The sequence below is a fragment of the Rhizobium sp. TH135 genome, assembly GCF_002855515.1.
Taxonomy (GTDB): Bacteria; Pseudomonadota; Alphaproteobacteria; order Rhizobiales; family Rhizobiaceae; genus Allorhizobium.
On sequence record NZ_PKRP01000001.1, the window covers coordinates 574,337 to 600,227 of the forward strand.

Consider the following 25,891-nt stretch of genomic DNA (forward strand, 5'->3'; position numbering starts at 1 on the left):
GGCGTGAGGAGTGCGTGAGATTTGCAACACTAGCCGTTGAGATACGGAAGCTGAGAACCGAATACCAGATGGCCAAGTGATTGGTGTAGCAACAGATTTTGGCGAAAGGCTTCCCGCTAGAGCAAACGGCAAGGGGCGGCCGCCATCGGCCACCGCCCCTCAAAGAAAACTTGGCTCGGAAGGCAATTAGAACCGGTAGGTGATACCCGCACCGATCAGCCACGGATCGAGCTTCGCCTTCCCCGAGACCGCAGAACCGTTCACGGTCGCGTCGAAGTCGGCTTTCAGGAAGAGCTTCTTGACGTCGAAGTTCACGCCCCAGTGCTCATTGACCATATAGTCCGCTCCGACCTGAAGTGCCGTGCCGAAGGTGTTCTTGACGTCGAGGCTGCTCGCCGCATCGCCCTTCTGGCTGTAGAACATCGTGTAGTTGACGCCCGCGCCGACATAGGGCTTGAAGGCACCGAAATCGGTGAAGTGGTATTGCAGCGTCAGCGTCGGCGGCAGCACCCAGGTCTTGCCGACCTTGCCAAGGCTGGCCAGACTGCCTTCACCGTAGATATTGGCATAGGTCGTACCAAGGATCAGTTCGGCCGCGATATTGTCGGTGAGGTAGTAGCTGATATCCAGCTCGGGGATCACGCTGTCGCTATAGGACAGGCCCGAACCGGCAGCGCCATCGACGAAACCCGAATCATGCGTGACGACGCCGAGGCCGCGTACGCGGATCTGCCAGGGGCTGGACGCAGCCACCGTCTCGATCGCCGCTTCCGGTGCCGGTTCCATGAGCGGCGCTATGTCCGCCGCAAAGGCAGCCGGAGCGAGCAGCAACAGTGTGGCGGTCGCGGCAAGAGCGCGGGTCGGGGCAGTCCGGACGGTGGTCATCATTCTCTCCTTGAAACAACTAATGGCGTTGAGCCAATGCCAGCTAGCAGCCCGGGAGAGACGAGCATCTTGAGCCAGATCAATAGGTTAGATCTTAATTATATAAAACAACCATCGCCCGTGTGACTGTGACCGGCGCGACACAGCCAGAGTTGACGATTGAAAAACACCGCAGAAGCGCTGTGCAAAACAGAGCGCAAAGGAAAGGGCCCGGCGCGACGAATCGCGGCCGGGCCCTTCAGCGAGCATCCGGGAGCCTTGTTCAGGCTGCGCGGCGCAGGCCCGTCGGCTGCGACAGCTTGCGACCGGACGGGACCACCATGCCGGCAGCTCCTTCGAGCCAGCCATGCACGAGTTCCAGCGCCAGGAAGCGGTCGCGCGCAAACGGACCCGGCATCACCAGATGCTGCGTCTTGTCGGCAAAGAAGCCGAAGCGCTCATAGTAAGGGGCGTCACCAACGAGAAGCACGGCGCCATGTCCGCGCTTGCGGGCCTCAAGAAGCGCTGCCCGCATCAAGGCGCCACCGATGCCCTTGCCGGCATGTGCCTCGTCGACCGCGAGCGGGCCGAGCAGAAGGGCGTCGATCGCCCTGCCCTCACGGCTGATGCCGGCTTCGACGTTCCACAGGCGGACTGTGCCGATGACATGGCCGGCAGCGTCACGGGCTACGAGGGCCAGGCCCTCGGCCGGAATCCGGCCGCTGCGGATCTTCTCCGACGACTTCTTGCGGCGATCCTTACCCATGGCGCGGTCGAGCAAAGCCTCGCGTGCCACGACGTCGGCCGGCGTTTCATGATCAATGACGAATGCAGGCGCCGGCGCGAAAAGCGCGCGCATGCTGGTCAGAACAGCGGCCATTCTGGCCTCCTATCCCAAGCGATGACGATGATTGTGAAGGTCCGTGCCGGCTGGCCGGCACGGGAGACGTCAGATGACGTAGGACTTCAGCGGGTCGAAGCCATTGAACGCCACCGCCGAATAGGTGGTGGTGTAGGCGCCGGTGCCCTCGATCAGAACCTCGTCGCCGATCGAAAGCGAGATCGGCAGCGGATACATGTTCTTCTCGTACATCACGTCGGCCGAATCGCAGGTCGGACCGGCGAGAACGCAGGGCTCCATCGCGTCGGCGTCATGGGCGGTGCGGATCGGGTAACGGATCGCTTCGTCCATGGTTTCGGCGAGACCGCCGAACTTGCCGATGTCGAGGAACACCCAGCGGTGCTCATCGTTGTCAGACTTCTTCGAGATCAGCACGACCTCGGCCTTGATCACGCCGGCATTGCCGACCATGCCGCGGCCCGGCTCGATGATGGTCTGCGGGATGTTGTTGCCGAAGTGCTTCTTCAGCGACGCCTTGATTGCCAGGCCATAAGCTTCTGCCGACGGGATGTCGCGCAGGTACTTGGTCGGGAAACCACCACCCATGTTGACCATCTGGAGGACGATGCCCTGCTTGGCCAGCGAGTTGAACACGCGCTTGGCATCGGCAAGAGCGCCGTCCCAGGCATCGACCTTGGTCATCTGCGAACCAACATGGAACGAGACGCCGAAGGATTCGAGTCCGAGCTGGTGTGCGTAGACGAGAACGTCGACGGCCATCTGCGGCACGCAGCCGAACTTGCGGGAAAGCGGCCATTCGGCGCCTTCGCCGTCCGTCAGGACGCGGCAGAACACACGAGCGCCAGGAGCAGCACGGGCGATCTTCTCGACTTCCTCGTGGCTGTCGACGGCATAGAGGTTGACGCCGAGTGCGAAGGCACGCGCGATGTCACGCTCCTTCTTGATGGTGTTGCCGAACGAGATGCGCGAAGCATCTGCACCGGCATCGAGCGCCATCTGGATCTCGGCAACGGAAGCGCAGTCGAAGTTCGAGCCCAGCGAGGCCAGGAGCTGGAGGATCTCCGGCGCCGGGTTCGCCTTGACTGCGTAGTAGATGGCGCTGTCCGGCAGGGCATGACGGAAGGCACCGAAATTGTCGCGCACGACGTCGAGGTCGACCACGAGGCAGGGACCTTCGGGACGTCGGGTGTTGATGAAGTCGAGGATGCGAGCAGTGGTCATCGATGTAACCTTCCATATTCCAGCGATACCCGAAGCTGCCAAGCTTCGGATGGACAAAGGACGGCGAGACATCGCTCGAAACCAGTCGGTGGAGACACCGGTACCGTACGAACGCTCGACGCGCGAAACGATGGATCAACGCACTCTGGAAACGAGTACAATAATCCGCTTTGTCTGCCATGGATTGGAGGGAGACCCTACCGCACTTCCGGCAATGATGGTGTGCCTCTGAAGTAACTCCAGCTGATGGAAAGCCGGAAGAGACTAGAAAGGCCCGCACCGTCGTTGCTTCGTATGTCCTCGCATTTTCCGGTTGGCCGGAATAGCGACTGGAGGGGTTAGTTCCAGGTACCTTACCGATGACCTCACCTTAGGGATTAATCCCCATTCGAGGGTCGGCGGACACACACGGGCACGTGCGACTTTGGGCTGAACACGAGATAAGAAATGTGTCGATCATAATCAAGAGGTTTTTTCGCCCCTGGTTAATTTTGCCGACTTGGACACTTTTCTTTGAACAATTTCCTCCATACGTTCACAAATAGCGGTAAATTTTGGGGGATTGGGATGGACACGCTCACTCGTATTCGTGCCTTCATCGATGTGGTCGAAGCCGAGGGCTTTTCCGCAGCCGCCCGCAAGACAGGCCGCTCCAAGGCGCTTTTGTCCAAATATGTCAGAGAGTTGGAGGATGAGCTCGGCGCTTTGCTGCTCAACCGCACCACACGGCAATTCTCGCTGACCGAGGCCGGCCACACCTATTTCCGGACGGCTGCCGACATCCTGAAGGAGATCGACAACCTCGCGGATCTCGTGCGCGAGAACAATGCCGACCTCAAGGGCAAGCTTAAAGTGACGGTCCCCCGCACCTTCATCGATGCCGATGTCGGCCAGTCGCTCATCGATTTCGCCAAGGAGAACCCGCAGATCTCGCTCGAGATCGTCGCGGAAGATCGATTCGTCGACCTGATCGAAGAGGGTTTCGACCTGGGCATCCGAATCACGAAGCTCGACGATTCCGGCATGATTGCCCGCAAGCTCTCCGACTTCCGGGTCTACGCCTGCGCCACGCCAGCCTTCATCGCCGAAAATGGACCGCTGACGCATCCGAGCGAACTCTCTCGCATCCCGTTCCTCATCGACACCAACTCCCGGTCCCACAACAGCCTGCGCTTTCTCGATACCGATGGCGACATGATCTCGGTCAGCGTCACAGGCCCGATCGAGGTGAATAGCCCTCTCGCAACCCTCAGGGCTGCCCGCGCCGGCATGGGCATCGCGATGATCCCCGACTTCATCGCCCGCCCCTATCTGGCCTCCGGCGAACTCGTCTCGCTCTTCGACGATTTCATCGCCAAGGATCGCGGCATCTGCGCCGTCTATCCCCATCGCCGCTATCTGCCGGCCAAGGTCCGCGCCTTCGTTGACTACCTTCACGCATGGTTCAAGCGCTATTCCTGAGCCATAGAGCCGGCACAGGGTCCCACTTTTGTCCCAATCATCGGACAGGGAGAGACCAACAGCTGGAATTCGGGAAGGGTATTCAAAGCATGCGGAAGAGGCTCGGTTACTGCGCGGCCGGAGCGGTCATGGCGTTTGCATCGCCGGCCCTCTCCCATCCGCACATCTTTGCCGAGGCCCGCGTGGAGATCGTCGCGACGGATGACGGCATGCTGAAGGAACTGCGCAATGTCTGGCGCTTCGACGATATCTTCTCCTCCAGCGTCCTCATGGATTTCGACAAGAACAGCGACCTGAAGCTGGACCACAGTGAGTTGAACGAGATCGGCAACACGATCCGCGATTCTCTCGGCGACTACAGCTATTTCACCTTCATCTCGAAGGACGGGGCATCGAGCGAGATCGCAAAGCCCGAGATCTTCAATGTCGACTTCAAGGACAACCAGCTTCTCGTCTTTTTCGTCGCCAAGCCCAAGACACCACTGAAGATCGGCGGCCGCATGACCTTCGGCGTCTATGATCCCACCCTCTACACGGCGATCGACTTTGCCAAGGACGAGGACATGGTGGTCGAGGGCAAGCCTTTCGAGGCCTGCACCCACAAGGTCGTCCGCCCCGATCCCGACCAGGTGATCGCCCAGAACCAGTCCAATCTGACCGAAGCCTTCTTCAACGATCCGGCCGGCACCGACATGGGCAAGCTCTTCGCCACGCGGCTGGAGGTGACATGCTGAAGATTGCCGGGCATCCGTCCCTCGCACGCTTCGTCCTCGCCGTCCTTCTGTGCCTCCTGCTCGCCGGCTTCGCGCACGCCGCCTCCCCGCTCGGCATCGGCACGGCCGAACCGAGCTACCGGCCGACAGGTGGCCCCTTCGCCGAGCTGCTTGTCTGGATCAATACGCATCAACAGGCCTTCTACCGATCCTTGACGAATGCCCTCAAGGCCATGCGCGAGGATCCCTGGAGCCTTGTGACTCTCGTCGGCCTCTCCTTTGCATACGGTGTTTTCCATGCCGCAGGCCCCGGCCATGGCAAGGCTGTCATCTCGTCTTACCTGCTTGCCAACGAGATCGAGCTTCGCCGCGGCATCCTCGTCTCCTTCGTCTCGGCCTTCCTGCAGGCGGTCGTCGCGATCACGGTCGTCGGCGTCACCTACTTGGCTCTGCGCGGCACATCGATCAGCATGACCGACGCAACGCGGACGCTCGAAATCGCAAGCTACGCGATGATCGTGGCCTTTGGCATCTGGCTCCTGATCCGCAAGCTGAGAGCATCCTTCGCCACCTCGGTGCAGACCGCGGGCACCGGCGCGCTGTTCGGCACCCCGGAAACACCCACCACCAGCAGCGTCACCGCCTCGCTCTTTGCCGAACCGGCGACAACAGCGACGCCCCGCGAAACGGGTGCCTCCCGCTTCCGCGCCATGGCAGTCGCCCATGATCATGACGCGCTGGCCCCCGGCTCCGTCTGCCATGAATGCGGGATCGCCCATGTGCCGGATCCGGGCCTGGTCAGCGGCAGCACATTCAGCCTGCGGGATGCTTGGTCGGCGGTGATTGCGGTCGGAATGCGCCCCTGCTCCGGTGCGCTGCTGGTCATGACCTTTTCGCTGCTGAACGGCCTGCTGCTCGGCGGCATCCTGTCCGTGCTCGCCATGGCGCTTGGCACGGCCATCACCGTCTCAGTGCTGGCAAGCCTCGCCGTCGGCGCCAAGAGCGTCGCTCTCAGGCTCTCCGGCCCCGGCTCCCGTAGAGCCGGCATTGTCGCAAGCGCAATCGAAGTGGGCGCTGCTCTGCTGGTGATACTGCTCGGGAGCCTGCTTCTTGCCGCAAGTCTGACCGCCTGAGGCGATCAGCCCTCGTCAGCCTCATGGCTGCGCTGATGACGCGAGCGCAGCCAGAGGATGAGGAAGATCGCCATCAAGGCGACGGCACCAACCAATGCGCCGAGTTCCGGCGAATAACGGCCGAGCCAGAGTACGACCGTCGGCACCACAAGCATCAGTCCGAAGATTACGGCGACAACGACAGCGGCCTGTTTCGTCTGCGAACGCGGGGACAGTTCAGCACCGTCTTTCCGCATAGCCTTCCTCGGCTCCGGCAGGAAACGGAAGGCATAGACGACGAGACCGATCGCCACGCAAAGGCCGACCGACCAGGCAACGGTCGCGCTCTTGTAGCTCGCATAGGCGAGTGCGGCGACAACCACAGCCGTGCCGACATTGAGAATGATGCTGAAGATGTTCGGCTTCACGGTGTCATTTCCTATCAGGTCGCGGAGGCTGCGATTTCGGCCCGCAGCTCTTCCAGCCGACGCATCTGGCGTCCGGCATCGTCGAAATTTTGAGGATCGAGCCAGGCCTCGAAGGCAGCCCGGATGAGTGGCCATTCGCCGTCGATCATCGAGAACCAGGCCGTGTCACGATTTTTGCCCTTGGACAGCATATGCTGGCGGAAGATGCCTTCGAAGCTAAAGCCATAGCGCTTGGCCGTCACCTTGCTGGGCTCATTCTCGTTGTGGCACTTCCACTCGTAGCGGCGATAGCCGAGATCATCGAAGACATGCCGGGCGAGCAGATAGTGCGCTTCCGTCGCAAGCGGCGAACGGCTCATTGCGGGACCATGCGCCACGCCACCGACCTCGACCACGCCATTTGCCGGATCCGGCCGCATATAGTTGGCCATGCCAACGACCTTGCCGGTCGCCTTGTCCCGAAACACTTCCGTGACCCATCCGCCCTTCTGGACGGCGCTCAGCCAGGCATCGAAATCCTCGATGCCCTTGAAGTCCGGCTGCGCGAAATAAGTCAGAAGCGGGTTGATCGCCATGCCGCCCAGCCCATCCCAGAGGGCCTCGAGATGAACAGCACGCCCATAAGGCTCGACCACGACAAAACGACCCTCCAGCCTGACGGGCTGGGGAGCCGGACATCCCTTGAAGCTGGATAGGTCACGCATGGCAAAGTCTCGGGGTCAAACAATTGCCCGAGGCTTAAGTCACGCAGGCGGCAAAGGCAACCGCCGTCGCGGACACCCGGGTGGACCGGATGCCGCAGACGCGTGGCGTCAAAGGCTGATCTTGGCAGAGGCGACGGTCGCCTCGATATGGTCGACCAGCGCATCCGGAAGCCCAAGGCGGCCGGCAAGCATGTCGAGATAGCCACGCTCCGTGCGGGTATCCGGCTCGATCGTCAGGCGCGAGGCAGTGTAGATCTCGACGCGCTGCTCTTCGGTCTTGGCCGAGGCAACCAGCGTGTCCAGATCGATCGGCTTGGCAAGCTCGGCCTCGATGAAGGCTTCCGCCTCGGCGCCGAGGCCAGACAGATGAACCTTGTCCATGATCCGCGCCCGTTCGCTCGCATCGATATGGCCGTCGGCCTTGGCGGCGGCGATCATCGCGCGCACCAGCGACAGGGCAAAATCATCGGAGACAGCCTGGGGCTCGGTGCTGAAGGGCGAATCCTTCGGCGGCGGCAGGAGTTCAGGCAATGACTGGGTCGGTTCGGGCTTCTGACCAGCCTGGTAATTCTTGTAGGCCTGGTAGCCGAGACCGGCGATGACGGCGAGACCGCCGAGCTTCAGGGCATTGCCGCCGAGCGAGCGTCCGGTCTTCGTGCCGAGCAGCACAGCCGCAAGAGCCCCGCTCTTCCAGGGATTGGCCTTCGCCATGCCCAGGAGATCGTTCCCCTTCTGGCCGAGCGACCCTGATGCTCCCGGCATCTGCGATCCCAGAAATTGATCCAGCAGCTTCTTGGCGTCGAACATCACGGTCTCCTTGTTGTCTCTGTCGCTCCCTAGATAGGAAGCGACTTCGACATTACAAAGAGGATGGCGATGAAGCTGGCTTAAATGTCACCCCTTGAGGGCTGCAGCTTCGCTGGCAAGCTTGGTGATACCAGCCCAGTCGCCGGCAGACACCAGTTCCTTCGGCGCGACCCAGGAGCCGCCGACGCAGACGACGTTCGGTAGCGACAGGTAATCCATGGCGTTCTTCAAAGAGATGCCGCCGGTCGGGCAGAACAGCGTGCCGGCAAGCGGCGAAGACAGGGCCTTGAGGTAAGCGGCGCCACCGGCCTGTTCGGCGGGGAAGAACTTCAAAACCTTGTAGCCTTCTTCGCGCAGCGCCATGACTTCGGATGCGGTCGCCGCACCGGGCAGAAGCGGAATGTCGGACTGACGCGCGACGTCGAGCAGTTCCTGCGTCGTGCCGGGGCTGACGATGAACTGCGAGCCGGCATCGACAGCTGCGGCATAATGAGCGGCATTGAGGATGGTGCCGGCGCCGACCACGGCACCTTCGACTTCCTGAGCAACGAGGCGCACCGCTTCCAGGGCTGCCTCGGTGCGCAGCGTGATCTCGATTGCCTTCAAACCGCCTGCGACAAGTGCGCGCGCCAGGGGCACGGCGGTCTTGGCATCTTCGATGATCAGGACCGGCACGACCGGCTGCAGCTTCAGGGTGGAGAGGAGCTTTTCGGTTTTGTCGCCCATGGCAGGACCCTCTTTTAAAACGATTAGATCGGCAATTCACTAACCCGCGCCGACCGCGATGTCGAGACCGACAGGTAGCACGGAATCTTTCGGGTTTCCTAACACCTCCGCCTCCGCTATGGTCACATGGCGTAATATTTCGGAGCGTGAGTGTATGGCGAAGGAAATCGAGCGCAAGTTTCTCGTCCGGACCGATGGCTGGAAAAGTGCCGTCACTTCCGAGACGAAAATCCGGCAGGCCTATATTGCAGCCGAAACGGATCGCTCCGTCCGCGTCCGCACACGCAACGACCAGACCGCCCAGCTGACCATCAAGTTCGGCAAAGGCCATCTCATCCGCGACGAATTCGAATATCCGATAGCCCATGACGATGCGCTGGAAATGCTGGCCTTTTCGATTGGCAACGTCATCGAGAAGACCCGCTACACGGTCGACTTCGAAGGCTTCACCTGGGAGATCGATGTCTTCGAAGGTGTCTATCGCGGGCTCATCACCGCAGAGGTCGAGATGGGCTCGGAAGACGACGCCCCAGCCCTCCCGGCATGGCTCGGCCGTGAAGTGACAGGCGACAAGCGCTATTCCAACCAGGCCCTTGCCACCGAGCGCATGCGGCCGGAGCTGGTGCATGCCATATCGCATTAGGCCGGACCGGCCTCTTCTTGCCGAGGTCCGGCTTGTTGCCCGCCAGGAGCTGGACAAGGCGATCGAAACGCTGGAGGCGAGACCGGACGGTCTGCACGAAGCCATCCACGCCGCCCGCAAGAAATTCAAACGCCTGCGCAATCTCTATCGGCTGGTCGCGAGCGGCGACAAGCCGTTCCAGAAGGCGGAGAACGCAAGGTTGCGCGATGCGGCCCGCAGCCTGTCACGCATGCGCGACGCCACGGCCCTGATCGAAACCGTCCAGCACCTGAGCAATCATACGCTGACCGAGGATGAGGCCGAAACGCTGTCGTCCGCCCGCGCAGTGCTGGCTCTCCGCCGGGACGAAATCGCTGAGACGGAAAGCGATCTCGAGGCGAAGGTGGCCAACGCGGTCGCCGAATGCCGGTCGGGGATCGAGGCTCTTGAGGGCCTGTCTCTCCCGTCCAAGACGGGTCACGCCGCCCGCCTCATGGCCAAAGGCTGGCGCAAGGGCCTCGACGAAGCCCGCAAGTCACTCGAAATCTGCAAGGGCGAAAGCCACGGCGAGGCCTTTCACGACCTGCGCAAGGCAGCCCAGGCCTACTGGATGAACCTTTCCCTCCTGCGCGACCTTTGGCCAAGCGCCTTCGATGCCAAACGCCAGGACACCAAACAACTCGTCGACCTTCTCGGCCACGAGCACGATCTGACCGTGCTCACCACGCTGATCGATCATGAACCCGAGACGTTCGGGGATGGCGAGGGTCTGTCCTTCCTCCTCGCCATCATCATCCGCCGCCAGCAGGACCTGCGCCGGGAGGCACTTGATCTGGCCGACCAAGTTTTCGCCGACCCCGCGAAGAGCGAGGCCGGCATCATCGAGGCATTGTGGATGCGCGCGGCGACCTAGAGGCCGCCGATCTGCACCTGCCGGTCGCAGGTTTTCTCGATCATTACAGCATCATGGCTGACGAGAAGCACCGCGCAGTTTCGCTCCCTTGCCAGTTCGGTCAGCAGATCGATAGTCTCCTGCTGGGTGATCAGGTCGAGACGCGAGGTCGGCTCATCGGCGAACAGGAAGACCGGATCGAGCAACAGCACCCGCAAGAGTGCGAACCGCTGCAACTCGCCACCGGAAACTTCCGTCGGCAGGCGCGTCAAGAGCACCGGCGAAAGCCTGAGACGCTCCATCAGCGGCTGAACGCGGGATGCGTCAAGCCGATGCAGGCGAACGAGATCGGCAATCGCCTCGCCCAGCGTGATCTTCTGCGGGAAGGCCGAGGGTGGATCCTGGTAGAGCTTCTGATAGCGAACGGCCTTGGCCTGCGGCAGGCGGGTCACCTGCCCGGCGTCGGCCTTCAACAATCCCAGCAGAACGTCACCGAGCGAACTTTTGCCCGATCCGCTCGGGCCGGTGATCCCGACGATCTCGCCGGGACGAAGCGACAGGTCCTGCCCGGAAAAGAGCATCTTGCCACCCCGCGTCTTGGCGAGGCCCGAGGCGATCAGGATCGGATCAATATCCTCAGGTGCAGCTGAGGTCCTCGAAGGCCAGTTTTCCGGCTCGGCCGCGATCAGGCGACGGGTATAGTCATGCGAGGGAGCCCTAAGCACATCCGCTGCCTCGCCCGTCTCGATGATTTTGCCCTCCAGCATGACAGCGAGGTCGCCGCCCATCTGCCGCGCGAGCGCCAGATCATGGGTGATGACAAGCACCGTACCGCCGGCCGCCACCTCCTGCATCAGAAGCGCGATCACCTCGTCGCGTCTGCTGACATCGAGACCCTTGGTCGGCTCGTCGGCAATAATGATGCGGGCACCGCCGGCACGCGCGGCGGCAAAGGCAACGCGTTGCGCCATGCCACCCGAGAGCTGTCCCGGCAACTTGGCTTCAGCATCGAGCACGCCCAGCGCTTCGAGATCGGTGCGGGCGGCGGAGATGGACTCGTCTTCCCCGAGACGACCGAGATAGCGATGCCCCTCGGCCACCTGCTCGAGCGCAACCATGGTCGGGTCAAGCGCCAGCCACGGCTCCTGCGGCAGCACGCCGACCTTGCGGCCCCAGAGCGGTCGAAACAGCTTCGGCTCGGCAAGCGAGAGCGTCTGCCCTTCGATCGCCACAGATCCAGTCGCGGTCAGCCCCTCCGGGAGAATGCCGATGATCGCCTGGGCGAGCAGGCTCTTTCCCGAGCCGGTTTCGCCGAGGATGGTAAAGGGCCGTCCGGCTTTCAGGGAAAACGAGACCGGGGCAACGATCTCGCCGGTCACGGCAGAAACAGAGGCCGCTTCGACGGAAAGAAGAATGGTCATGGCTTGTCCTTTCCGCCGATCAGCTGCAGCGCAAGCACCATCAGGAAGATCACGGCAATCGGCTGCAACAGCGCATGCGGCGCTTCCTGGTAATAGGGCAGAAGCTCGATCATCATCGAACCGAGCTCCGGTGTCGGCGGCCGAACCCCGACGCTGACGAAGCCGAGGGCCGCAATCGCCATGATCGCGGACGCCGCACCATAGGCGGCAACCGTCAGCAGCATCGGCGCAAGCTCCGGCCAGAGATGCCGGCGCAGGATATAGGCCGGGCCAAAACCGAGCAGCCGCGAGGCTTCCACCGCCGGTGACAGCAACAGAGGCCGTGCCATGGCCCGCGTCAGGCGGAAATACTCGACCCACAACACCAGCGAGATGCCGATATAAAGCATCGCCGGATTGTCGGGCACGATCGCCGTCAGCATCAACACCAGCAGCAGCCCCGGCAGCGCGAGGAAGGCCTCGGATACCGCACCCACGGCACGGTCGGCAAACCCACCGCGCCGGGCAGCGAGAACCCCGAGCAGCACGCCGGGGATCATTGCGGTAAAGACGGAGAGCAGTGCCAGCCCGAGCGAGAGGCGAAGAGCTGCGGCCAGCCGCGCCTGCATCGAGCGCCCGAGATGGTCATAGCCGAACCAGTCGGCGACGCTCGGCCCCTGCAGCGTCAGACGCAGGGTCTGCTTGAGCGGATCGGCTCCACCGAAAATGAGCGGCAGGAAGGCAAAGGCGAGCAAACCGCCGAGGATTGCCACACCCACAAGCCGGCGCAGCGGCCAGCGCGCGGGGCGCGGCGCTACATAATCAAACGTCGTCATGCGCTGCGCCTCCTCGGATCCACGCCATGGCAGAAGAGATCGACCAGCGCGTTGAGCGCGACGAACATCAGTCCCATGACGAGCGCGGTCCCCTGGATCATCGGCACGTCCCGCCCGAAGATCGCATGCACCAGCGCATGGCCGATGCCCGGCCAGGCAAACAGCGTCTCGACGACCACGACGCCTTCAACGAGATAGACGAACTGCACGCCGAGATAGGTGACGATAGGGACCGCGACATTGCGAAATCCGTGCCGCGTAAAGACCTGCCATTCGGAGAGGCCCTTGGTTCGCCCGAAGGCGTAGTAGGGCGAGCGCGATACGGCGACCATGGCATCGCGTGTCACCCGGTTCGACACTGCGGCCAGTCCGAGCGCCAGCGTCAGCGCAGGCAACACGAGATGCGCCCCATGGGTGTGCCCCGCCGCCGGCAGCACATTGAGCGTGATCCCGAAGACAATGATCAGGATGAGGCCCACCACGAATTGCGGCAACGCCCGCAAACCCGTCGACACCAGCATCAGCGTCCGGTCGAGCACGCCACCGGGCCTGAGCCCCGCGAGAATGCCGAGCGGCGGACCGATGAACAGCGACAGCACGATCGCGGCCAGTGCCAGCTCGATCGTATGACCGAGCTGCATGCCGATTTCCTCGATGACCGGCTTGCCGGTGACCAGCGACGTTCCGAGATCGAAGCGAAGGAGGTCGGTCATCCAGTCGAAGAGGGCGACGATGGCTGGCTTGCCGAGGTCGAGTTCGGCGGCAACCTTGGCAGCTGCCGCACTGTCGACGACGTCAAAGCCATAGCGGCCGGCAGCGATCCGGTAGGCGAGGTCGCCCGGAAGCGACCTCGTCATCACGAAGCAGATGAGCCCCACCATGAACGCGACCAGAGCCGCCTGAATGAGGCGGTTCAGGATGGCCTTGCTCATTTCGCCCACCGCATGGTTTCAAGCCCGAAGGAACGCTCGAAGGGATCGATCGTGGCGCCCTCCAGCTTCGGCGAGAAAGCCACCGTCTGCTGGTACCAGGCGATCGGGATAACGGGCAGATCGGCCTGGATCGCCGCCACGGCCTGATGGCGAAGCGTCTCGCCCTCAGCGGAATCCGTGACGCGCGTGAGATCATCCAGTGCCTTTTCGAAGCCGGCATTCGTCCAGTTCATCGCACCCCAGTCACCACCACCAGGGCCGTAATCGGAAAGCATGGTGCCGATCGGATCGGGAACCAGCGCGAAGTTGCGCGCCATCAGTGCAAGCTCCAGCGAACCGTCCTGATGCTTGGCCGGGATCTCCGAGGAATTGGTCGAGTTGATCGTCAGCGCCACCCCGATTTCCTTGAGCTGGTCCTGCAGGACAGCGGCGATCAGTGGCAGTTCCGGGCGGTCAGGATAGGTTGTCAGCGTCAGCGCGAAGGGCTTGCCGTCCTTCTCCAGGATGCCGTCGGCACCCGGCGTCCAGCCGAGTTCGGCAAGCAGCGCCTTTGCCTTCTCAGGATCATAGCCAAGCGGTGCGAGAGCAGCATCATGCCAGATCTTCAGGCTCGGCGGGAAGAGTTGCGTGGCCGCTGCCGGATAACGCAGGATCGCAACGGCAAGCCCTTCGCGGTCGATGGCCAGGCTCAAGGCCTCGCGTGCCTTGACGTCGGCGAGGAAGGCATGGCCGGCATTGACCTTCAAGAGCACGCTGCGCGGGATCGACACCGACTGCAGCACGACCTTGTCGCTCTTGGCGAGACGCGTGCGGCTCGCGGGATCAAGATTGAAGACATAGTCGGCGTCGCCGCTCTCGGCCATCAGCGCGCGGGTCTCGGCGCGGCTGACGGAGAGATAGGTCGCCTTCTCGATCTGCGGCTTCTCGCCCCTATAATCGGCGAAACGTTCAACGGCGAGGCTCTGCGGCGCCTCGAGCTTGGTGAGCTTGAACGGCCCCGTACCGATGATCGCCTTGACGTCCGCACTTTCATAGGCAGCCGGCGCCAGGATCTGGGCGCGGTTTTCGGCAAGGAAGGCCAGCAGCGGCACAAAAGGCTTCGACAGCGAGACGACAACCGCCCCTTCCGCGTCAGCCTTGATCTCGGTGATTGGTGCCTTGCTGAGAAGCCCGGCCTTCGCCCTTGCGATGTTAAGCGCAGAGGCAACCGCCTCGGCCGTCAGCCCCGTGCCGTCCTGGAATTTCACGCCTGTCTGCAGTTCAAAGCGCCAGGTCAGGCCGTCTTCGCTCACCGTCCAGCTCTTCGCGAGCGCCGGCACCGGATTGCCGTCCATATCAGCTTCGACAAGCGTTTCGACGATCCCCATGCGCAGGAAAATGTCTCCGGATTTAGCGGGATCGAGACCGGTGATCTCGAAGGGCGCGACGATATCGACGACACCGTCCGTCGCCATGGTGGGCGCCGAACCGGCCAGCAGCGTCATGAGCGCGACAGCGATGATATTCTTGAACATTAGCATCACCTTTAATGTTATAAAGTTACATCCGTCTAGCCAAACCGATCCGCGCTGTCCAGTGCTGCAACGCACTCGCCCACAACCCTCACCTCACTTGACGATTTTCAAACTTGACCCGGAAAGCGGAAATCCGTTGCACGGCAGGGTCCGAGGCGGTATTTCGCAGGCCATGACAGAACATTCGACAGCCCCCCGCCCCGAGACAAGCGGCGCCTTTTGCGTCGCCGCCCTCTATAACTTTGCCAAGTTTCCGCGTTTCGAGAGCTTTCAGGAACCGCTCGAGGCACTCTGCAAGGCTGAAGGCGTCAAGGGCACGCTGCTCATTGCCCATGAGGGCATCAACGGCACGATCGCCGGCACCGATACCGCGATTGCCAAGGTTCTGGCATTCCTGCGCAGCCAGCCGGAATTCAGTGCGCTGGAGCACAAGGAAAGCCGGGCTTCGAAGATGCCCTTCCTGCGCATGAAGGTCAGGCTGAAGAAGGAAATCGTGACGATGGGCGTCGAGGATATCGACCCCAACGAGATCGTCGGCACCTATGTCGACCCGAAGGACTGGAACGATCTGATCTCAGATCCCGAGACCATCGTCATCGACACCCGCAACGACTACGAAACCGCCATCGGCATCTTCCGCGGCGCCGTCGATCCGAACACCAAGACGTTTCGCGAGTTTCCCGACTGGGTGAAGAACAATCCCGGCCTGCACAACAAGCCGAAGATCGCGATGTATTGCACAGGCGGCATCCGCTGCGAGAAGGCGACGGCTTTCATGAAGCAGCAGGGTTTTGAGGAGGTCTACCACCTCAAGGGCGGCATCCTGAAATATCTGGAGGAAGTGCCGGAAGAGCAGAGCCTCTGGGATGGCGCATGCTTCGTCTTCGACGAGCGCGTGTCTGTCACCCATGGCCTGAAAGAAGGCGATCACAAGCTCTGCCACGCCTGCCGCAACCCGATCACCGCCGAAGAACTGACACATCCCCACTACGAGGAAGGTGTCTCCTGCAGCCATTGCTACGAGAGCCGCACCGAAGCCGACCGCGACCGTTATCGCCAGCGCCAGCTGCAGATCGCGCTCGCAAAGAAGCGCGGCGAAAGGCACATCGGCAGCTGAACACTGACCACAGGAGAAGCCCCGAGCATTACTGCCGGCCTCCCTCAGGACCTCACACCAGCACACCACCATCGCGGCTGGCGGCAAAGGCAAGTTCGGCTGCCTTGGCGCGCAGCTCCATTGGCCGCAGCATCAGTTCGCCGATTTCGCGGGGTGTTTGCGGACGGCCAAAGAGGTAACCCTGCAACTGGTCGCATCCGGCCAGTCGCAGAATAACGGCCTGCTGTTCGGTCTCAACGCCCTCAGCGGTAACAGGGATACCAAGCGACCGCGCAAGCGCCACCGTCGCCTGCAGCATCTCGACGGCGCGATGCCCCCGGTCGAGCGACTGGACCAGTGAGCGATCGATCTTCATGCGGTCGAAGCCGAACTGCCTGAGATAACCGACGCTGGAGAAACCGGCACCGAAATCATCGAGCGCAATGCGCAGCCCAAGCGCCTTCAGCCGTTCCAGCGCGAGGCGAGCTCGGTCCGGGCTCTGGATGAAATAGGTCTCGGTCATTTCCAAAACGACCCGGCCCGGCTCGATGTTCGCCTCCTCGAAGAGATCTGCAACGCGATCGACGAAGGCGGGGTCGCGGAACTGTCCGGGGGAAACATTCACCGACAGCTTCAGGTCGGGCCAGTGCGAAAGCTGACGCAGTGCCTGGCTCAGAACGCAAAGCCCAAGCTGGTCGATCAGCCCGCTCGCTTCGGCGATCGGAATGAAGACATCGGGCGAAACAGGTCCATGACCCTTGCGGGTCCAGCGCGCCAGCGCCTCGACGCTGACAAGCGAGAAGGTCTTCGCATCAACGACCGGCTGATAGACGACGGTGATCTCGCCACGGGCGATCGCGCTCCGGAGATCGATTTCCATCTGGTTGCGGGTTTCACGCTCCTCGTCCATGCGCGGATCGTAGAGTGTCCACCGCCCCCGACCACCGTCCTTGGACGAATACATGGCCATGTCGGCCCGACGCGTCAGTTCGCTGCCGTCCACCTGGCCGCCCTCGGAAACGCAGATGCCGATGCTGCAGCCGACGACAACGGTGCGTTCGCCAAGAAGCACGGGCTCGTCGAAAAAGGCGATGATCGAGGTGGCAAGCGTATAGGCGCGCGCCTGTGCATCCTGGCCCGTCAGCACGATGCCAAATTCGTCTCCGCCGATACGGGCAAGACCAGCCCCCTCGCCCACCAGAACCGCAAGACCAGCGGCCACGGCCCGGATAAGCCGGTCACCGGTGGCATGGCCATAGGCGTCATTGATCTCCTTGAAGCCATCGAGATCGAGATAGAGCAGGACCACGTCCTCGCCCACATCACGCCCATGGCGAACCGTATCCTCGAGCAGCTGGTTCAATCCCGCACGATTGAGAAGGCCGCTCAGACGATCGGTCTGCGCGAGCTTGACCGCATTCGCCTCATCTCTCCGGACGCGGCGCATCTCGGCATTGCCGATAACCACGAGCAGGAGAGCATAGATCGTGACGATCACGAGGGCAGCCTTGATCAGCGGCTTCACCTGTTCGCGGCTCTGGTCGCCCGGCGCGCGCGGTGTCCAGGCAAGCGACGCGATCGCCTCTCCTGAGGGCGCGGAAATGGTGACGGAGGTTTTGTTCGTCGATGGCGGCACGAGAACGAGACCCGGCAACACATAGGCCTCCGACAGCCGCTCGACCGTCGATGAAGACAGATGCCGGATGAAGGCGAGATAAACGTAGTTTTCGCGCGGCTGGCTAATCTCCCCGGATTTCGGGCGGATCAGCGCCACCCCTGCCGAACCGATCCCCTTTTGCGTCCGGATGAAGCCGAGCGCCTGCGGGACGAGGCCACTCTTGCCACTCTGGACCGTGTCGAACAGCCCCATCAGTGCCGGCGTCAGATATCCTGTCACGCGCCCTTCGAGCGGCTGACCGTCGGAATAAGCCATCTGCGGACGCCCCTTGGCATCGAGCACGATCGCCACGTCGAACAGATCGCTGTCGAAGGTCATGTCGCCGAAATTGCTGATCATCCACGCCATGTCGGGATGGTCGTAAGCATTGGCGGCCGCATCATCCCAGGCGGTGTAGTCGAGGAGTGTCGCGCCGAGCTGATGCTCAAAAGTCTGGACCGCACCGACCAGCGTCTCGCGGGAGCGTTCTTCGTCGAGATGATTGGCATAGCTGGCGACACGGTCGAGCGCCGTCATCACAATCGAGGCGACCATCATTGCCATGGTCGCGAACACCACGAGCAACACCGCAACCGCCACGCGGCGGGTCGCAAGAGGCCGGAGCCGTCTGTCCAAATGCTGAAGCCGCATACACATTACCCAAGGCTGAGGCGCCACCTTGCGGCAGAATGTGTTCAATTTGACTTAACATACTGAACAGCATGCAGAATAACGAATGATCCGGTTAAACGAATATTCGGACGACGAAGAAGGGCTCCGGTTGCCCGGAGCCCTTGGCAGGCCGGCCTGGAGGCACCGGCAGCTCATGTGTTGATCAGGCGACGACGGATACGAATTCGTCCTTCGGACGGCGCACCTTCTTCAGGCCGGCAAGCCAGTCGCCCTCGGCCGCACGATAGCCGATCGGCAGGATGGTGACCGAGCGCAGGCCCTTTTCGCGCAAGCCCAGGATCTCGTCGAGCTTGGCAGCGTCGAAACCTTCCATCGGGGTCGCATCGACACCTTCGAATGCGGCAGCCGCAACAGCCATGCCGAAGCCGATATAGGCCTGGCGGGCGGCGTGCTCGAAGTTCACGTCCGCGTCGCGGCCCGGATACATGCCGAGCAGCATCTGGCGATAATTTTCGAAGCCTTCGTTCGTGAAGCCGCGCTCTTCATTGGTGAGGTCGAACATATGATTGATGCGCTCGACCGTGTAGTTGTCCCAGGCGGCGAAGACGAGCAGATGCGAGCCTTCGGTGACCTGCGCCTGGTTCCAGGCGATTTCCTGGATCTTGGCGCGAACGTCCTTGTTCGTCACCACGATCACTTCGAAGGGCTGCAGCCCGCTGGAGGTAGGCGCGAGGCGGGCCGCTTCGAGAATGCGCTCGACCTTGTCTTCGGAGACGGTCTTGGCCGGGTCCATTTTCTTGGTGGCGTAGCGCCAGTTCAGCTTTTCGATCAGTGCGGACATGGTGTCGATCCTGGTTGGACCCGGTAGCGCGCCGTTAAGAGTTGGCATCGCGAACGAGGTCTGGTATCAATTCGTAACCAGGCCTAGATATGTAACCGGGAATTTTGTGCAAGAAGGCACATTTTTGATACCAGGTTACACCGATGGAACGATTGGACCCGCCATGTGCGACAATTATGATCCGAGCAAGTGCCAGACCGTCAGCGAAATGCTGGCCCGTTTGGGCGATAAATGGACGGTTTTGGTCATCATGATGCTCGGAGACGGCCCCCAGCGCTTCTCGGATCTCAAGCGATCGGTGGTCGGAATCTCGCAGCGTATGCTGACATTGACACTGCGTTCACTGGAGCGGGACGGCATCGTCGAGCGCACGGTGCATCCGACCGTGCCGCCCAAGGTGGAGTATGCGCTAACCGATCTCGGTCGTTCCTTCGGCGAGCCGATCCGGGCGCTGGGTGGCTGGGTCTTCACCCATCACGACCGCATCCAGACGGCCCGCGCCGAATTCGACCGGCGCACCGAGATCGATGCCGGCAACAAGCTGATCAAGCTGGGCTGAAGGTGGCAAACGGGGCATGAAGCCCCGCCACCTCAATCCGCCGTGAAATTCCCCTTCGGAAATTCGAGTGCCAGATCGCGATACCACTTCCCGCTCTTCTTGATGGTCCGGACCTGCGTGTCGTAATCGACATGCACGAGGCCGAAGCGCATCTTGTAGCCTTCCGCCCATTCGAAATTGTCCATCAGCGACCAGGCGAAGTAGCCCTGCATCGGATAGCCCTCGGCAATCAGGTCGGCGACCTTGTCGAGATGTTCGGCGTAATAATCGAGCCGCGGCTGGTCTTCGACCTCGCCACCCTCGACCTCCATGTTGTAGCAGGCGCCGTTCTCGGTGATGTAGCAGACCGGCAGGTCATAGCGGGCATAGAGCCGCTCGACGAGCGACTTCAAAGCAGGTGCATAGACCTCCCAGCCGATATCCGTCTTCACGTCCGATACAGGCGCCGCGTTGACGGTCGCCGGGAATTCGGCACCGGGCGTCGGATCGTCAGCGACGCGCATTGGCGTATAGTAGTTGAGACCCCACCAGTCGAGAGGCTGGTTGATGATGGCAAGATCACCGTCTTCGATCTTGGGCATGCGATGCCCCAGCGCCGACAGGAACTCGGCGGGATACTCGCCCTTGAAGACCGGATCGAAGAAGACGCCATTGTGGAACTGATGCGCGCGCTCGGCGGCAGCGAGATCGGTAGCACTGTCCGAGCCCGGCAACGTCTCGTGCGCATTCAAAACCAGCCCGACCGGCACCTTCGGCGACACATCGCGGATCGCTTGCACGGAAAGGCCATGCGCCAGATTGGTGTAATGCAGGGCATGCAGGGCTGCATCCATGCTGCGCTCGCCCGGCGCATGCACACCGTAGAGATGGCTGAGCCAGACCGAACACCACGGCTCGTTGAAGGTCGCAACCGCATCGAGCCGATCGCCGAGCCGCTCCATCACCACCTTGGTGTAGCGCTGGAAGGCCTGCGCCGTGGACCGCGCCGTCCATCCACCCTCGCCCATCAGCGCCAGAGGCAGATCCCAATGGTAAAGCGTCGCGTAGGCCTTGATGCCGCGGGCCTTCAATCCGTCCACGAGGTTGTCGTAGAAATCGAGGCCCTTCTCGTTGATCGGTCCAGTCCCCTCGGGCAGCACGCGCGGCCAGGCGATCGAGAAGCGATAGCCGGTCACCCCCATGTCCTTGATAAGGTCGAGATCGCTTTCCCACCTGTTGTAGTGGTCGCAGGCCATATCGCCATTATGCCGCCCGAAGACCCGGCCCGGCATATTGGAGAAGGCATCCCAGATCGAGGGCTTGCGCCCATCCGCCTTCGACGCTCCTTCGATCTGGAAGGATGCGGTGGCCACACCAAACAGGAAGTCACCGGGAAAACGCGAGGCGAGCGCCTTGGGATCGATCATCAAACATGTCCTTCGTCATATCAGGGCGAACAGGGGGCGCCCGATGTCAGTGACAAGCGATTTAGAGCAAAGGCGCGACGCGGTGAAGACGGCCGGACCAAAAAACTGCAACGTTGCAGGAAATCCATCCTAACTTTGAGGGGCCAGGTCGGAGCGCAGCTTCGGTGTGGATAGCTTCAACATAGAGCGCCTGCGTCACCTCCTCTCCCCTCGGGGAGAGGGTCGCCGAGCGAAGCGGAGGCGGGGTGAGGGGGCGGTTCGGCGAAGCATTTGCCTTTGCCTGATGGCCTTGTGCTTCGCTCCCCCTCATCCGGCGCTTTGCGCCACCTTCTCCCCGCTGGGGAGAAGAGGGAGAAACCCGCCAACGCCTCCACCACCCCGCGCTAAAAAGAGGGAAGGTGAACCTTACACCTTCACCCAGCCACCATTCTTCTTGCCCGACTCGATGCAGGCCTCGACAAACGCCACACCCTTCACACCATCATCCACCGTCGGATAGACCACCGCCGCATCGACCGCAGTCCCGGCCTTCGCCGCATTGATGGCGTGAGCCGCTTCCGTATAGATCGTCGCGAAAGCTTCGAGATAGCCCTCCGGATGGCCGGACGGAATGCGGGTGACACGGCCAGCGGCCGCATTCGCCCCTGCCCCGCCGCGCGTGATCAGCTGCTTCGGCTCGCCAAGGCGGGTGAACCACAGATAGTTCGGATCGGCCTGCGTCCACTCGATCCCGGCCTTGGTGCCGTAGATGCGAACCTTCAGACCGTTCTCGTTGCCGGTAGCCACCTGGCTGCACCAGAGCAGCCCCTTGGCGCCGCCTTTGAAGCGCAGCATCACATGGGCATTATCATCGAGGCGGCGCCCTTCAACGAAGGTGTGCACATCGGCGGCCAGCTCATCGAGTTCCAGACCCGAGATGAACGAGCCAAGATTATAGGCATGCGTGCCGATATCGCCGGTCGAACCACCCGCACCCGACTGCTTCGGATCCGTGCGCCAGGCGGCCTGCTTCTGGCCGGTCTGCTCGATCGGCTCGGCCAGCCAATCCTGCGGATACTCCATCTGTACGAGACGCAGATCGCCGAGTTCGCCGGAGTACACAAGCTCGCGCGCATGCCGCACCATCGGATAGCCGGTGTAGTTGTGGGTCAGGATGAACAGCGCCTTCGCCTTGTCGGCAACGGCCTTCAGCGCCTTGGCATCTTCAAGGTTTGAGGTCAGCGGCTTGTCGCAGATGACATGGATGCCGCGCTCCAGGAAAGCCTTGGCCGCCGGGAAGTGCACATGGTTCGGCGTGACGATCGACACAGCCTCGATGCCATCGGGGCGCGCCGCTTCCTTCTCCGCCATCTCTTCGTAAGAGCCGTAGCAGCGCTCGGGGTCGAGCCCGAGCTCACGGCCTGACGCCACGGACTTTTCCGGCGTCGACGACAATGCGCCGGCAACGAGGTCGTACTGGTCGTCGAGACGCGCTGCCATGCGATGCACCGCGCCGATAAACGCGCCAGCGCCGCCGCCGACCATGCCCAGCCGGATCTTCGGTGTCCGTTCGCCCGATTTGCTTGCTTCGATCGCCATGATGCGTCCTCCTTCTATGAGCTTCGTCTGGAGTTCACGCTCCAGATCCGTTAGACTGGCATCCGAGAAGAAGGATGCCCTGACAGTGAACATCTGAGATCCGCCTCTTCTGAGGCAAAGCGAACAAGCCCGCGTCAGCGATCACCGCGACGCTGAATGGAAGCTTTTGCAAGGATCTCAACCATGCCTTTTCTCGATCCGAGACAACCCTATCCAATCACGCTCGCCGATGGCACGCCCCATCGCGAGACCGTTCAGCTTGCTGCCGTCATCGATCATCCCCGCATGGAGATCGGCGAGTTCAGCTACTTCACCCATTCCGGCACGGCAGAAGAAACGGCAGCAGCACTCGCGCCCTATCTCTACCCCTTCAGCCAGGAACGGCTGGTGATCGGCCGTTTCGTGCAGATTGCCCGCGAGGCGATCTTCATCACCAGTTCGGCCAATCATGCCATGTCGGGAGTGACGACCTATCCCTTCCGCGTCTTCAGCCCTGATACCATCGACGGCTATCAGGACCTGCCTTTCCTGGATACCATCATCGGCCACGACGTCTGGATCGGTCATGGCGCAACGATCATGCCGGGGGTCACGATCGGCTCCGGCGCCATCATCGCCGCCCGCGCCGTGGTGACCCATGATGTGCCGGCCTACACCATTGTCGGCGGCAACCCGGCAACCGTCATCCGAAAGCGTTTCACGGACGAGGAGATTGCCGACCTGCTGGCGCTTGCCTGGTGGGACTGGCCGCTCGACAGGTTAGAACGGGCCCTGCCCCACCTTGAGAGCGGCGACATCGCCGCCCTCAAGCAGGTCTGACGATCAGAGCCCCAGCATCCGGCGGTTCGCGGCATCATCCGTGCCGCCGGACGCGAAGTCGTCAAACGCCTTCTCCGTCACCCGAATGATATGCGCCCGGACGAAATCGGCTCCTTCGCGGGCGCCATCTTCCGGGTGCTTCAGCGCGCACTCCCATTCGACAACGGCCCAGCCGTCGAAATCGTTCGCTGCCATCTTAGAAAAAATCGCGCCGAAATCGACCTGTCCATCGCCCAGCGAGCGGAAGCGCCCGGCGCGATTGACCCAACCCTGATAGCCGCCATAGACGCCCTGCCGGCCGGTCGGATTGAATTCCGCGTCCTTGACGTGGAACATCTTGATCCGGTCTTTGTAGATGTCGATGTTGTCGAGATAGTCGAGGCACTGCAGCACATAATGCGACGGGTCGTAGAGCATGTTGGCGCGGGAATGGTTCTTCACGCGCTCGAGGAACATCTCGAAGGTCACGCCGTCATGCAGGTCTTCGCCCGGATGGATCTCGTAGCAGACGTCAACACCCTGCTCCTCGGCATAATCGAGGATCGGCAGCCAGCGGCGCGCAAGTTCGTCAAAGGCGGTCTCGACCAGACCGGCCGGGCGCTGCGGCCAGGGATAGATATAGGGCCAGGCCAGCGCGCCCGAGAAGGTCGCATGCGCCTTGATGCCGAGATTGCGAGAAGCTTTCAGCGCGTACTTGACCTGCTGCACGGCCCATTCCTGGCGGGCCTTCGGATTGCCGCGCACTTCCGGCGCCGCAAAGCCGTCGAAAGCCTCGTCATAGGCCGGATGAACCGCAACCAGCTGGCCCTGAAGGTGCGTGGAAAGCTCGGTGATCTCAACGCCGTTCTGGCGCGCCACACCGGCGAGTTCGTCGCAATAATCTTTGGATTCAGCCGCCTTTTTTAGGTCCATCAGCTGGCCGGCCCAGGTCGGGACCTGCACGCCGACATAGCCCTTTTCGGCTGCCCACTTCGTAATCCCATCCCAGGTATTGAACGGTGCGGCATCACCCGCAAACTGGCCGAGAAAGATCGCCGGTCCCTTGATCGTCTTCATGAATTCTCCTCCCTGAGTATTCCTGCAACGTTTCCGTGAACGATTACAGGAGATGGAATTTCGACACAACCGCAATGATGTTCACAGCGGAAATCTGCCCGGGAAAAACCCGGGCAGACCATGGCGTTGAAGTCCTGCGGATCAGAACGGCGAATCCGGGAAGTAGTAGTTCTTCGCGTTGTCAGGTGTGATCAGCGTCGCGTCGAGCGTGTAGGTGCCATGCACCGGAACGCTGTCGTAGAGGGCAGCAGCCGTCATCTCCATCGCCGTGCCAACCATCGACGGCGGATAGAGAACGTTGACCGGAACCATCTTGTCGCCGTCCATGACCTTCTTGATCATGTCCTTCGAACCGGCACCACCGATGATGTACTGGATATCGGTACGGCCCGCCTGTTCGATCGCCTGCAGCACGCCGACAGCCATGTCGTCGTCCTGGCACCAGACCACATCGATCTTCGGATACTTGGTCAGGTAGTCCTGCATGACCTTGAAGGCGTCGTCGCGGTTCCAGTTGCCGAACTGGCGATCAAGGATCTTCACGTTCGAGCCGGCGATGCCCTTGTCGAAACCATCCTGGCGCTGCTGATCGATCGGGATCGGCATGCCGCGGATGACGACAACTTCAGCGTCCGGGGTCGTCGCGGCGATGTACTTGCCAGCGACTTCACCGAGAGCCGGGTTGTTACCGGCCACATAGAGGTCACGGACGGTGTTGTCGTTGACCGACGGTGCGCGGTCGACGAGAGCGACGAACTTGCCGCTGTCCTTGATCTGGCGGATGGCGTTGACAAGCGGATCCGGATCCGTCGGCAGGATCACGAGTGCATCGATGCCTTGCGTGGCAAGATCCTGCACGGCATTCGCCTGGCTGGACGGATCAGCGGAGGTCTTGACGACCACGTTGAGGCCCGGATGACGCTCCATGAGCTGCTTGGCAATACGCTCGGCGTGATAGATGACGCCCGATGTCCAGCCATGCGTCGCAGCCGGGATCGAAACGCCGATCGTCTTGGCGTCCTGGGCCTGCGCTGCGCCGAAGATCGACACCAGCGCGGTCATGGCGACAGCCATACCCATAAGTTTCTTGTGCATTGGTTTCCTCCCAAAGTGACGAGGGTCGAGTGTGAACGAACCGGGCGACCCTCCTGC

25 protein-coding genes are annotated in these 25,891 nt (G+C 62.0%); 8 read left to right on the forward strand and 17 right to left on the reverse strand.

The window, feature by feature from the left end:
• Positions 1-186: 186 nt before the first annotated feature.
• The 3 genes from C0V73_RS02775 to odc2 form a co-directional block, all read right to left on the reverse strand.
• Positions 187-885, reverse strand: coding sequence for an OmpW family protein (locus tag C0V73_RS02775; RefSeq protein ID WP_280950970.1), 699 nt, complete (start codon positions 883-885; stop codon positions 187-189).
• A gap of 262 nt (positions 886-1,147) precedes the next feature.
• Complete coding sequence (locus tag C0V73_RS02780) at positions 1,148-1,744, reverse strand: N-acetyltransferase (RefSeq protein WP_102018447.1); 597 nt, start codon at positions 1,742-1,744, stop codon at positions 1,148-1,150.
• A gap of 69 nt (positions 1,745-1,813) precedes the next feature.
• Positions 1,814-2,947 (reverse strand): ornithine/lysine decarboxylase, encoded by a 1,134-nt coding sequence (gene odc2, locus C0V73_RS02785; RefSeq protein ID WP_102018448.1) that lies wholly within the window; start codon positions 2,945-2,947, stop codon positions 1,814-1,816.
• A gap of 567 nt (positions 2,948-3,514) precedes the next feature.
• Between odc2 and C0V73_RS02795 the strand changes: the two genes are divergently transcribed.
• The 3 genes from C0V73_RS02795 to C0V73_RS02805 all read left to right on the forward strand — a co-directional run bounded on the left by C0V73_RS02795 (position 3,515) and on the right by C0V73_RS02805 (position 6,254).
• Positions 3,515-4,408, forward strand: coding sequence for a LysR family transcriptional regulator (locus C0V73_RS02795; protein ID WP_102018450.1), 894 nt, complete (start codon positions 3,515-3,517; stop codon positions 4,406-4,408).
• Positions 4,409-4,536: 128 nt separating this feature from the next.
• A complete protein-coding gene (locus tag C0V73_RS02800) occupies positions 4,537-5,142 on the forward strand; it encodes a DUF1007 family protein (RefSeq protein WP_245407854.1) in 606 nt (201 codons plus the stop codon).
• Positions 5,136-6,254, forward strand: coding sequence for a nickel/cobalt transporter (locus C0V73_RS02805; RefSeq protein ID WP_102018452.1), 1,119 nt, complete (start codon positions 5,136-5,138; stop codon positions 6,252-6,254). The genes C0V73_RS02800 and C0V73_RS02805 overlap by 7 nt, the downstream gene beginning before the upstream one ends.
• A 5-nt stretch (positions 6,255-6,259) precedes the next feature.
• On the opposite strand, the gene C0V73_RS23215 is transcribed toward C0V73_RS02805, so the two are convergent.
• The 4 genes from C0V73_RS23215 to C0V73_RS02825 all read right to left on the reverse strand — a co-directional run bounded on the left by C0V73_RS23215 (position 6,260) and on the right by C0V73_RS02825 (position 8,898).
• Positions 6,260-6,661: a hypothetical protein gene (locus tag C0V73_RS23215; RefSeq protein WP_245407855.1), complete on the reverse strand. Its 402-nt coding sequence runs from the start codon at positions 6,659-6,661 to the stop codon at positions 6,260-6,262.
• Between the two features lie 14 nt (positions 6,662-6,675).
• Complete coding sequence (locus C0V73_RS02815) at positions 6,676-7,365, reverse strand: GNAT family protein (protein ID WP_102018453.1); 690 nt, start codon at positions 7,363-7,365, stop codon at positions 6,676-6,678.
• A gap of 108 nt (positions 7,366-7,473) precedes the next feature.
• Positions 7,474-8,172, reverse strand: a complete 699-nt coding sequence (locus tag C0V73_RS02820) for a tellurite resistance TerB family protein (RefSeq protein ID WP_102018454.1) — start codon at positions 8,170-8,172, stop codon at positions 7,474-7,476.
• 87 nt (positions 8,173-8,259) lie between these two features.
• Positions 8,260-8,898 carry a 2-dehydro-3-deoxy-phosphogluconate aldolase gene (locus tag C0V73_RS02825; RefSeq protein WP_102018455.1) on the reverse strand — a complete coding sequence of 213 codons (639 nt, stop codon included), beginning with the start codon at positions 8,896-8,898 and terminating at the stop codon, positions 8,260-8,262.
• Positions 8,899-9,052: 154 nt separating this feature from the next.
• Here C0V73_RS02825 and C0V73_RS02830 point away from each other — a divergent pair, with 154 nt between their 5' ends.
• Both C0V73_RS02830 and C0V73_RS02835 read left to right on the forward strand, forming a co-directional pair.
• On the forward strand, positions 9,053-9,541 hold the full coding sequence (locus C0V73_RS02830; protein WP_102018456.1) for a CYTH domain-containing protein: 489 nt from the start codon (positions 9,053-9,055) through the stop codon (positions 9,539-9,541).
• Entirely contained in the window at positions 9,525-10,433 is a 909-nt protein-coding gene (locus tag C0V73_RS02835; RefSeq protein ID WP_102018457.1) for a CHAD domain-containing protein, read from the forward strand. The genes C0V73_RS02830 and C0V73_RS02835 overlap by 17 nt, the downstream gene beginning before the upstream one ends.
• Here the strand turns inward: C0V73_RS02835 and C0V73_RS02840 are convergent.
• The 4 genes from C0V73_RS02840 to C0V73_RS02855 are packed head-to-tail and all read right to left on the reverse strand — an operon-like array spanning position 10,430 to position 15,094.
• Complete coding sequence (locus C0V73_RS02840) at positions 10,430-11,833, reverse strand: ATP-binding cassette domain-containing protein (RefSeq protein WP_102018458.1); 1,404 nt, start codon at positions 11,831-11,833, stop codon at positions 10,430-10,432. The two genes, C0V73_RS02835 and C0V73_RS02840, sit on opposite strands and share 4 nt — an antisense overlap.
• Positions 11,830-12,648, reverse strand: coding sequence for an ABC transporter permease subunit (locus C0V73_RS02845; protein ID WP_172449980.1), 819 nt, complete (start codon positions 12,646-12,648; stop codon positions 11,830-11,832). The genes C0V73_RS02840 and C0V73_RS02845 overlap by 4 nt, the downstream gene beginning before the upstream one ends.
• The gene (locus C0V73_RS02850; protein WP_102018459.1) at positions 12,645-13,580 is read right to left on the reverse strand and encodes an ABC transporter permease; all 936 of its coding nucleotides are present in this window, start codon (positions 13,578-13,580) and stop codon (positions 12,645-12,647) included. The genes C0V73_RS02845 and C0V73_RS02850 overlap by 4 nt, the downstream gene beginning before the upstream one ends.
• Complete coding sequence (locus C0V73_RS02855) at positions 13,577-15,094, reverse strand: ABC transporter substrate-binding protein (protein WP_102018460.1); 1,518 nt, start codon at positions 15,092-15,094, stop codon at positions 13,577-13,579. The genes C0V73_RS02850 and C0V73_RS02855 overlap by 4 nt, the downstream gene beginning before the upstream one ends.
• Before the next feature lie 172 nt (positions 15,095-15,266).
• Between C0V73_RS02855 and C0V73_RS02860 the strand changes: the two genes are divergently transcribed.
• Entirely contained in the window at positions 15,267-16,211 is a 945-nt protein-coding gene (locus C0V73_RS02860) for a rhodanese-related sulfurtransferase (protein WP_102018461.1), read from the forward strand.
• A 52-nt stretch (positions 16,212-16,263) separates the two neighbouring features.
• Here the strand turns inward: C0V73_RS02860 and C0V73_RS02865 are convergent, their stop codons facing one another.
• Positions 16,264-18,498, reverse strand: a complete 2,235-nt coding sequence (locus tag C0V73_RS02865; RefSeq protein ID WP_172449983.1) for a bifunctional diguanylate cyclase/phosphodiesterase — start codon at positions 18,496-18,498, stop codon at positions 16,264-16,266.
• Between the two features lie 184 nt (positions 18,499-18,682).
• Positions 18,683-19,321: an NAD(P)H-dependent oxidoreductase gene (locus tag C0V73_RS02870; RefSeq protein WP_102018462.1), complete on the reverse strand. Its 639-nt coding sequence runs from the start codon at positions 19,319-19,321 to the stop codon at positions 18,683-18,685.
• 163 nt (positions 19,322-19,484) lie between these two features.
• Between C0V73_RS02870 and C0V73_RS02875 the strand changes: the two genes are divergently transcribed.
• Positions 19,485-19,880, forward strand: a complete 396-nt coding sequence (locus tag C0V73_RS02875; protein WP_102018463.1) for a helix-turn-helix domain-containing protein — start codon at positions 19,485-19,487, stop codon at positions 19,878-19,880.
• Between the two features lie 32 nt (positions 19,881-19,912).
• On the opposite strand, the gene C0V73_RS02880 is transcribed toward C0V73_RS02875, so the two are convergent.
• Both C0V73_RS02880 and C0V73_RS02885 read right to left on the reverse strand, forming a co-directional pair.
• Positions 19,913-21,286, reverse strand: a complete 1,374-nt coding sequence (locus tag C0V73_RS02880; protein WP_102018464.1) for a GH1 family beta-glucosidase — start codon at positions 21,284-21,286, stop codon at positions 19,913-19,915.
• Between the two features lie 405 nt (positions 21,287-21,691).
• The gene (locus C0V73_RS02885; protein WP_102018917.1) at positions 21,692-22,864 is read right to left on the reverse strand and encodes a Gfo/Idh/MocA family oxidoreductase; all 1,173 of its coding nucleotides are present in this window, start codon (positions 22,862-22,864) and stop codon (positions 21,692-21,694) included.
• Positions 22,865-23,047: 183 nt separating this feature from the next.
• Between C0V73_RS02885 and C0V73_RS02890 the strand changes: the two genes are divergently transcribed.
• Entirely contained in the window at positions 23,048-23,683 is a 636-nt protein-coding gene (locus tag C0V73_RS02890) for a CatB-related O-acetyltransferase (protein WP_102018465.1), read from the forward strand.
• Positions 23,684-23,686: 3 nt separating this feature from the next.
• On the opposite strand, the gene C0V73_RS02895 is transcribed toward C0V73_RS02890, so the two are convergent.
• The gene (locus C0V73_RS02895) at positions 23,687-24,739 is read right to left on the reverse strand and encodes a sugar phosphate isomerase/epimerase (RefSeq protein ID WP_102018466.1); all 1,053 of its coding nucleotides are present in this window, start codon (positions 24,737-24,739) and stop codon (positions 23,687-23,689) included.
• Between the two features lie 141 nt (positions 24,740-24,880).
• Positions 24,881-25,834, reverse strand: a complete 954-nt coding sequence (locus C0V73_RS02900) for a substrate-binding domain-containing protein (protein WP_102018467.1) — start codon at positions 25,832-25,834, stop codon at positions 24,881-24,883.
• Between the last annotated feature and the right edge of the window lie 57 nt (positions 25,835-25,891).

What these genes read in the sequence shown, in the direction of transcription:
- C0V73_RS02795 (WP_102018450.1), top strand. Translation starts at nt 3,515, where the DNA reads ATGGACACGCTCACTCGTATTCGTGCCTTCATCGATGTGGTCGAAGCC.
- C0V73_RS02780 (WP_102018447.1), bottom strand. Translation starts at nt 1,744, where the DNA reads ATGGCCGCTGTTCTGACCAGCATGCGCGCGCTTTTCGCGCCGGCGCCT.
- C0V73_RS02875 (WP_102018463.1), top strand. Translation starts at nt 19,485, where the DNA reads ATGTGCGACAATTATGATCCGAGCAAGTGCCAGACCGTCAGCGAAATG.
- C0V73_RS02880 (WP_102018464.1), bottom strand. Translation starts at nt 21,286, where the DNA reads ATGATCGATCCCAAGGCGCTCGCCTCGCGTTTTCCCGGTGACTTCCTG.
- C0V73_RS02890 (WP_102018465.1), top strand. Translation starts at nt 23,048, where the DNA reads ATGCCTTTTCTCGATCCGAGACAACCCTATCCAATCACGCTCGCCGAT.
- C0V73_RS02860 (WP_102018461.1), top strand. Translation starts at nt 15,267, where the DNA reads ATGACAGAACATTCGACAGCCCCCCGCCCCGAGACAAGCGGCGCCTTT.
- C0V73_RS02820 (WP_102018454.1), bottom strand. Translation starts at nt 8,172, where the DNA reads ATGTTCGACGCCAAGAAGCTGCTGGATCAATTTCTGGGATCGCAGATG.
- C0V73_RS02850 (WP_102018459.1), bottom strand. Translation starts at nt 13,580, where the DNA reads ATGAGCAAGGCCATCCTGAACCGCCTCATTCAGGCGGCTCTGGTCGCG.
- C0V73_RS02830 (WP_102018456.1), top strand. Translation starts at nt 9,053, where the DNA reads ATGGCGAAGGAAATCGAGCGCAAGTTTCTCGTCCGGACCGATGGCTGG.
- C0V73_RS02805 (WP_102018452.1), top strand. Translation starts at nt 5,136, where the DNA reads ATGCTGAAGATTGCCGGGCATCCGTCCCTCGCACGCTTCGTCCTCGCC.
- C0V73_RS02815 (WP_102018453.1), bottom strand. Translation starts at nt 7,365, where the DNA reads ATGCGTGACCTATCCAGCTTCAAGGGATGTCCGGCTCCCCAGCCCGTC.
- C0V73_RS02885 (WP_102018917.1), bottom strand. Translation starts at nt 22,864, where the DNA reads ATGGCGATCGAAGCAAGCAAATCGGGCGAACGGACACCGAAGATCCGG.
- C0V73_RS02775 (WP_280950970.1), bottom strand. Translation starts at nt 885, where the DNA reads ATGACCACCGTCCGGACTGCCCCGACCCGCGCTCTTGCCGCGACCGCC.
- C0V73_RS02895 (WP_102018466.1), bottom strand. Translation starts at nt 24,739, where the DNA reads ATGAAGACGATCAAGGGACCGGCGATCTTTCTCGGCCAGTTTGCGGGT.
- C0V73_RS02835 (WP_102018457.1), top strand. Translation starts at nt 9,525, where the DNA reads ATGCCATATCGCATTAGGCCGGACCGGCCTCTTCTTGCCGAGGTCCGG.
- C0V73_RS02825 (WP_102018455.1), bottom strand. Translation starts at nt 8,898, where the DNA reads ATGGGCGACAAAACCGAAAAGCTCCTCTCCACCCTGAAGCTGCAGCCG.
- C0V73_RS02900 (WP_102018467.1), bottom strand. Translation starts at nt 25,834, where the DNA reads ATGCACAAGAAACTTATGGGTATGGCTGTCGCCATGACCGCGCTGGTG.
- C0V73_RS02800 (WP_245407854.1), top strand. Translation starts at nt 4,537, where the DNA reads ATGGCGTTTGCATCGCCGGCCCTCTCCCATCCGCACATCTTTGCCGAG.
- C0V73_RS02870 (WP_102018462.1), bottom strand. Translation starts at nt 19,321, where the DNA reads ATGTCCGCACTGATCGAAAAGCTGAACTGGCGCTACGCCACCAAGAAA.
- C0V73_RS02840 (WP_102018458.1), bottom strand. Translation starts at nt 11,833, where the DNA reads ATGACCATTCTTCTTTCCGTCGAAGCGGCCTCTGTTTCTGCCGTGACC.
- C0V73_RS02855 (WP_102018460.1), bottom strand. Translation starts at nt 15,094, where the DNA reads ATGTTCAAGAATATCATCGCTGTCGCGCTCATGACGCTGCTGGCCGGT.
- C0V73_RS02865 (WP_172449983.1), bottom strand. Translation starts at nt 18,498, where the DNA reads ATGCGGCTTCAGCATTTGGACAGACGGCTCCGGCCTCTTGCGACCCGC.
- C0V73_RS02845 (WP_172449980.1), bottom strand. Translation starts at nt 12,648, where the DNA reads ATGACGACGTTTGATTATGTAGCGCCGCGCCCCGCGCGCTGGCCGCTG.
- odc2 (WP_102018448.1), bottom strand. Translation starts at nt 2,947, where the DNA reads ATGACCACTGCTCGCATCCTCGACTTCATCAACACCCGACGTCCCGAA.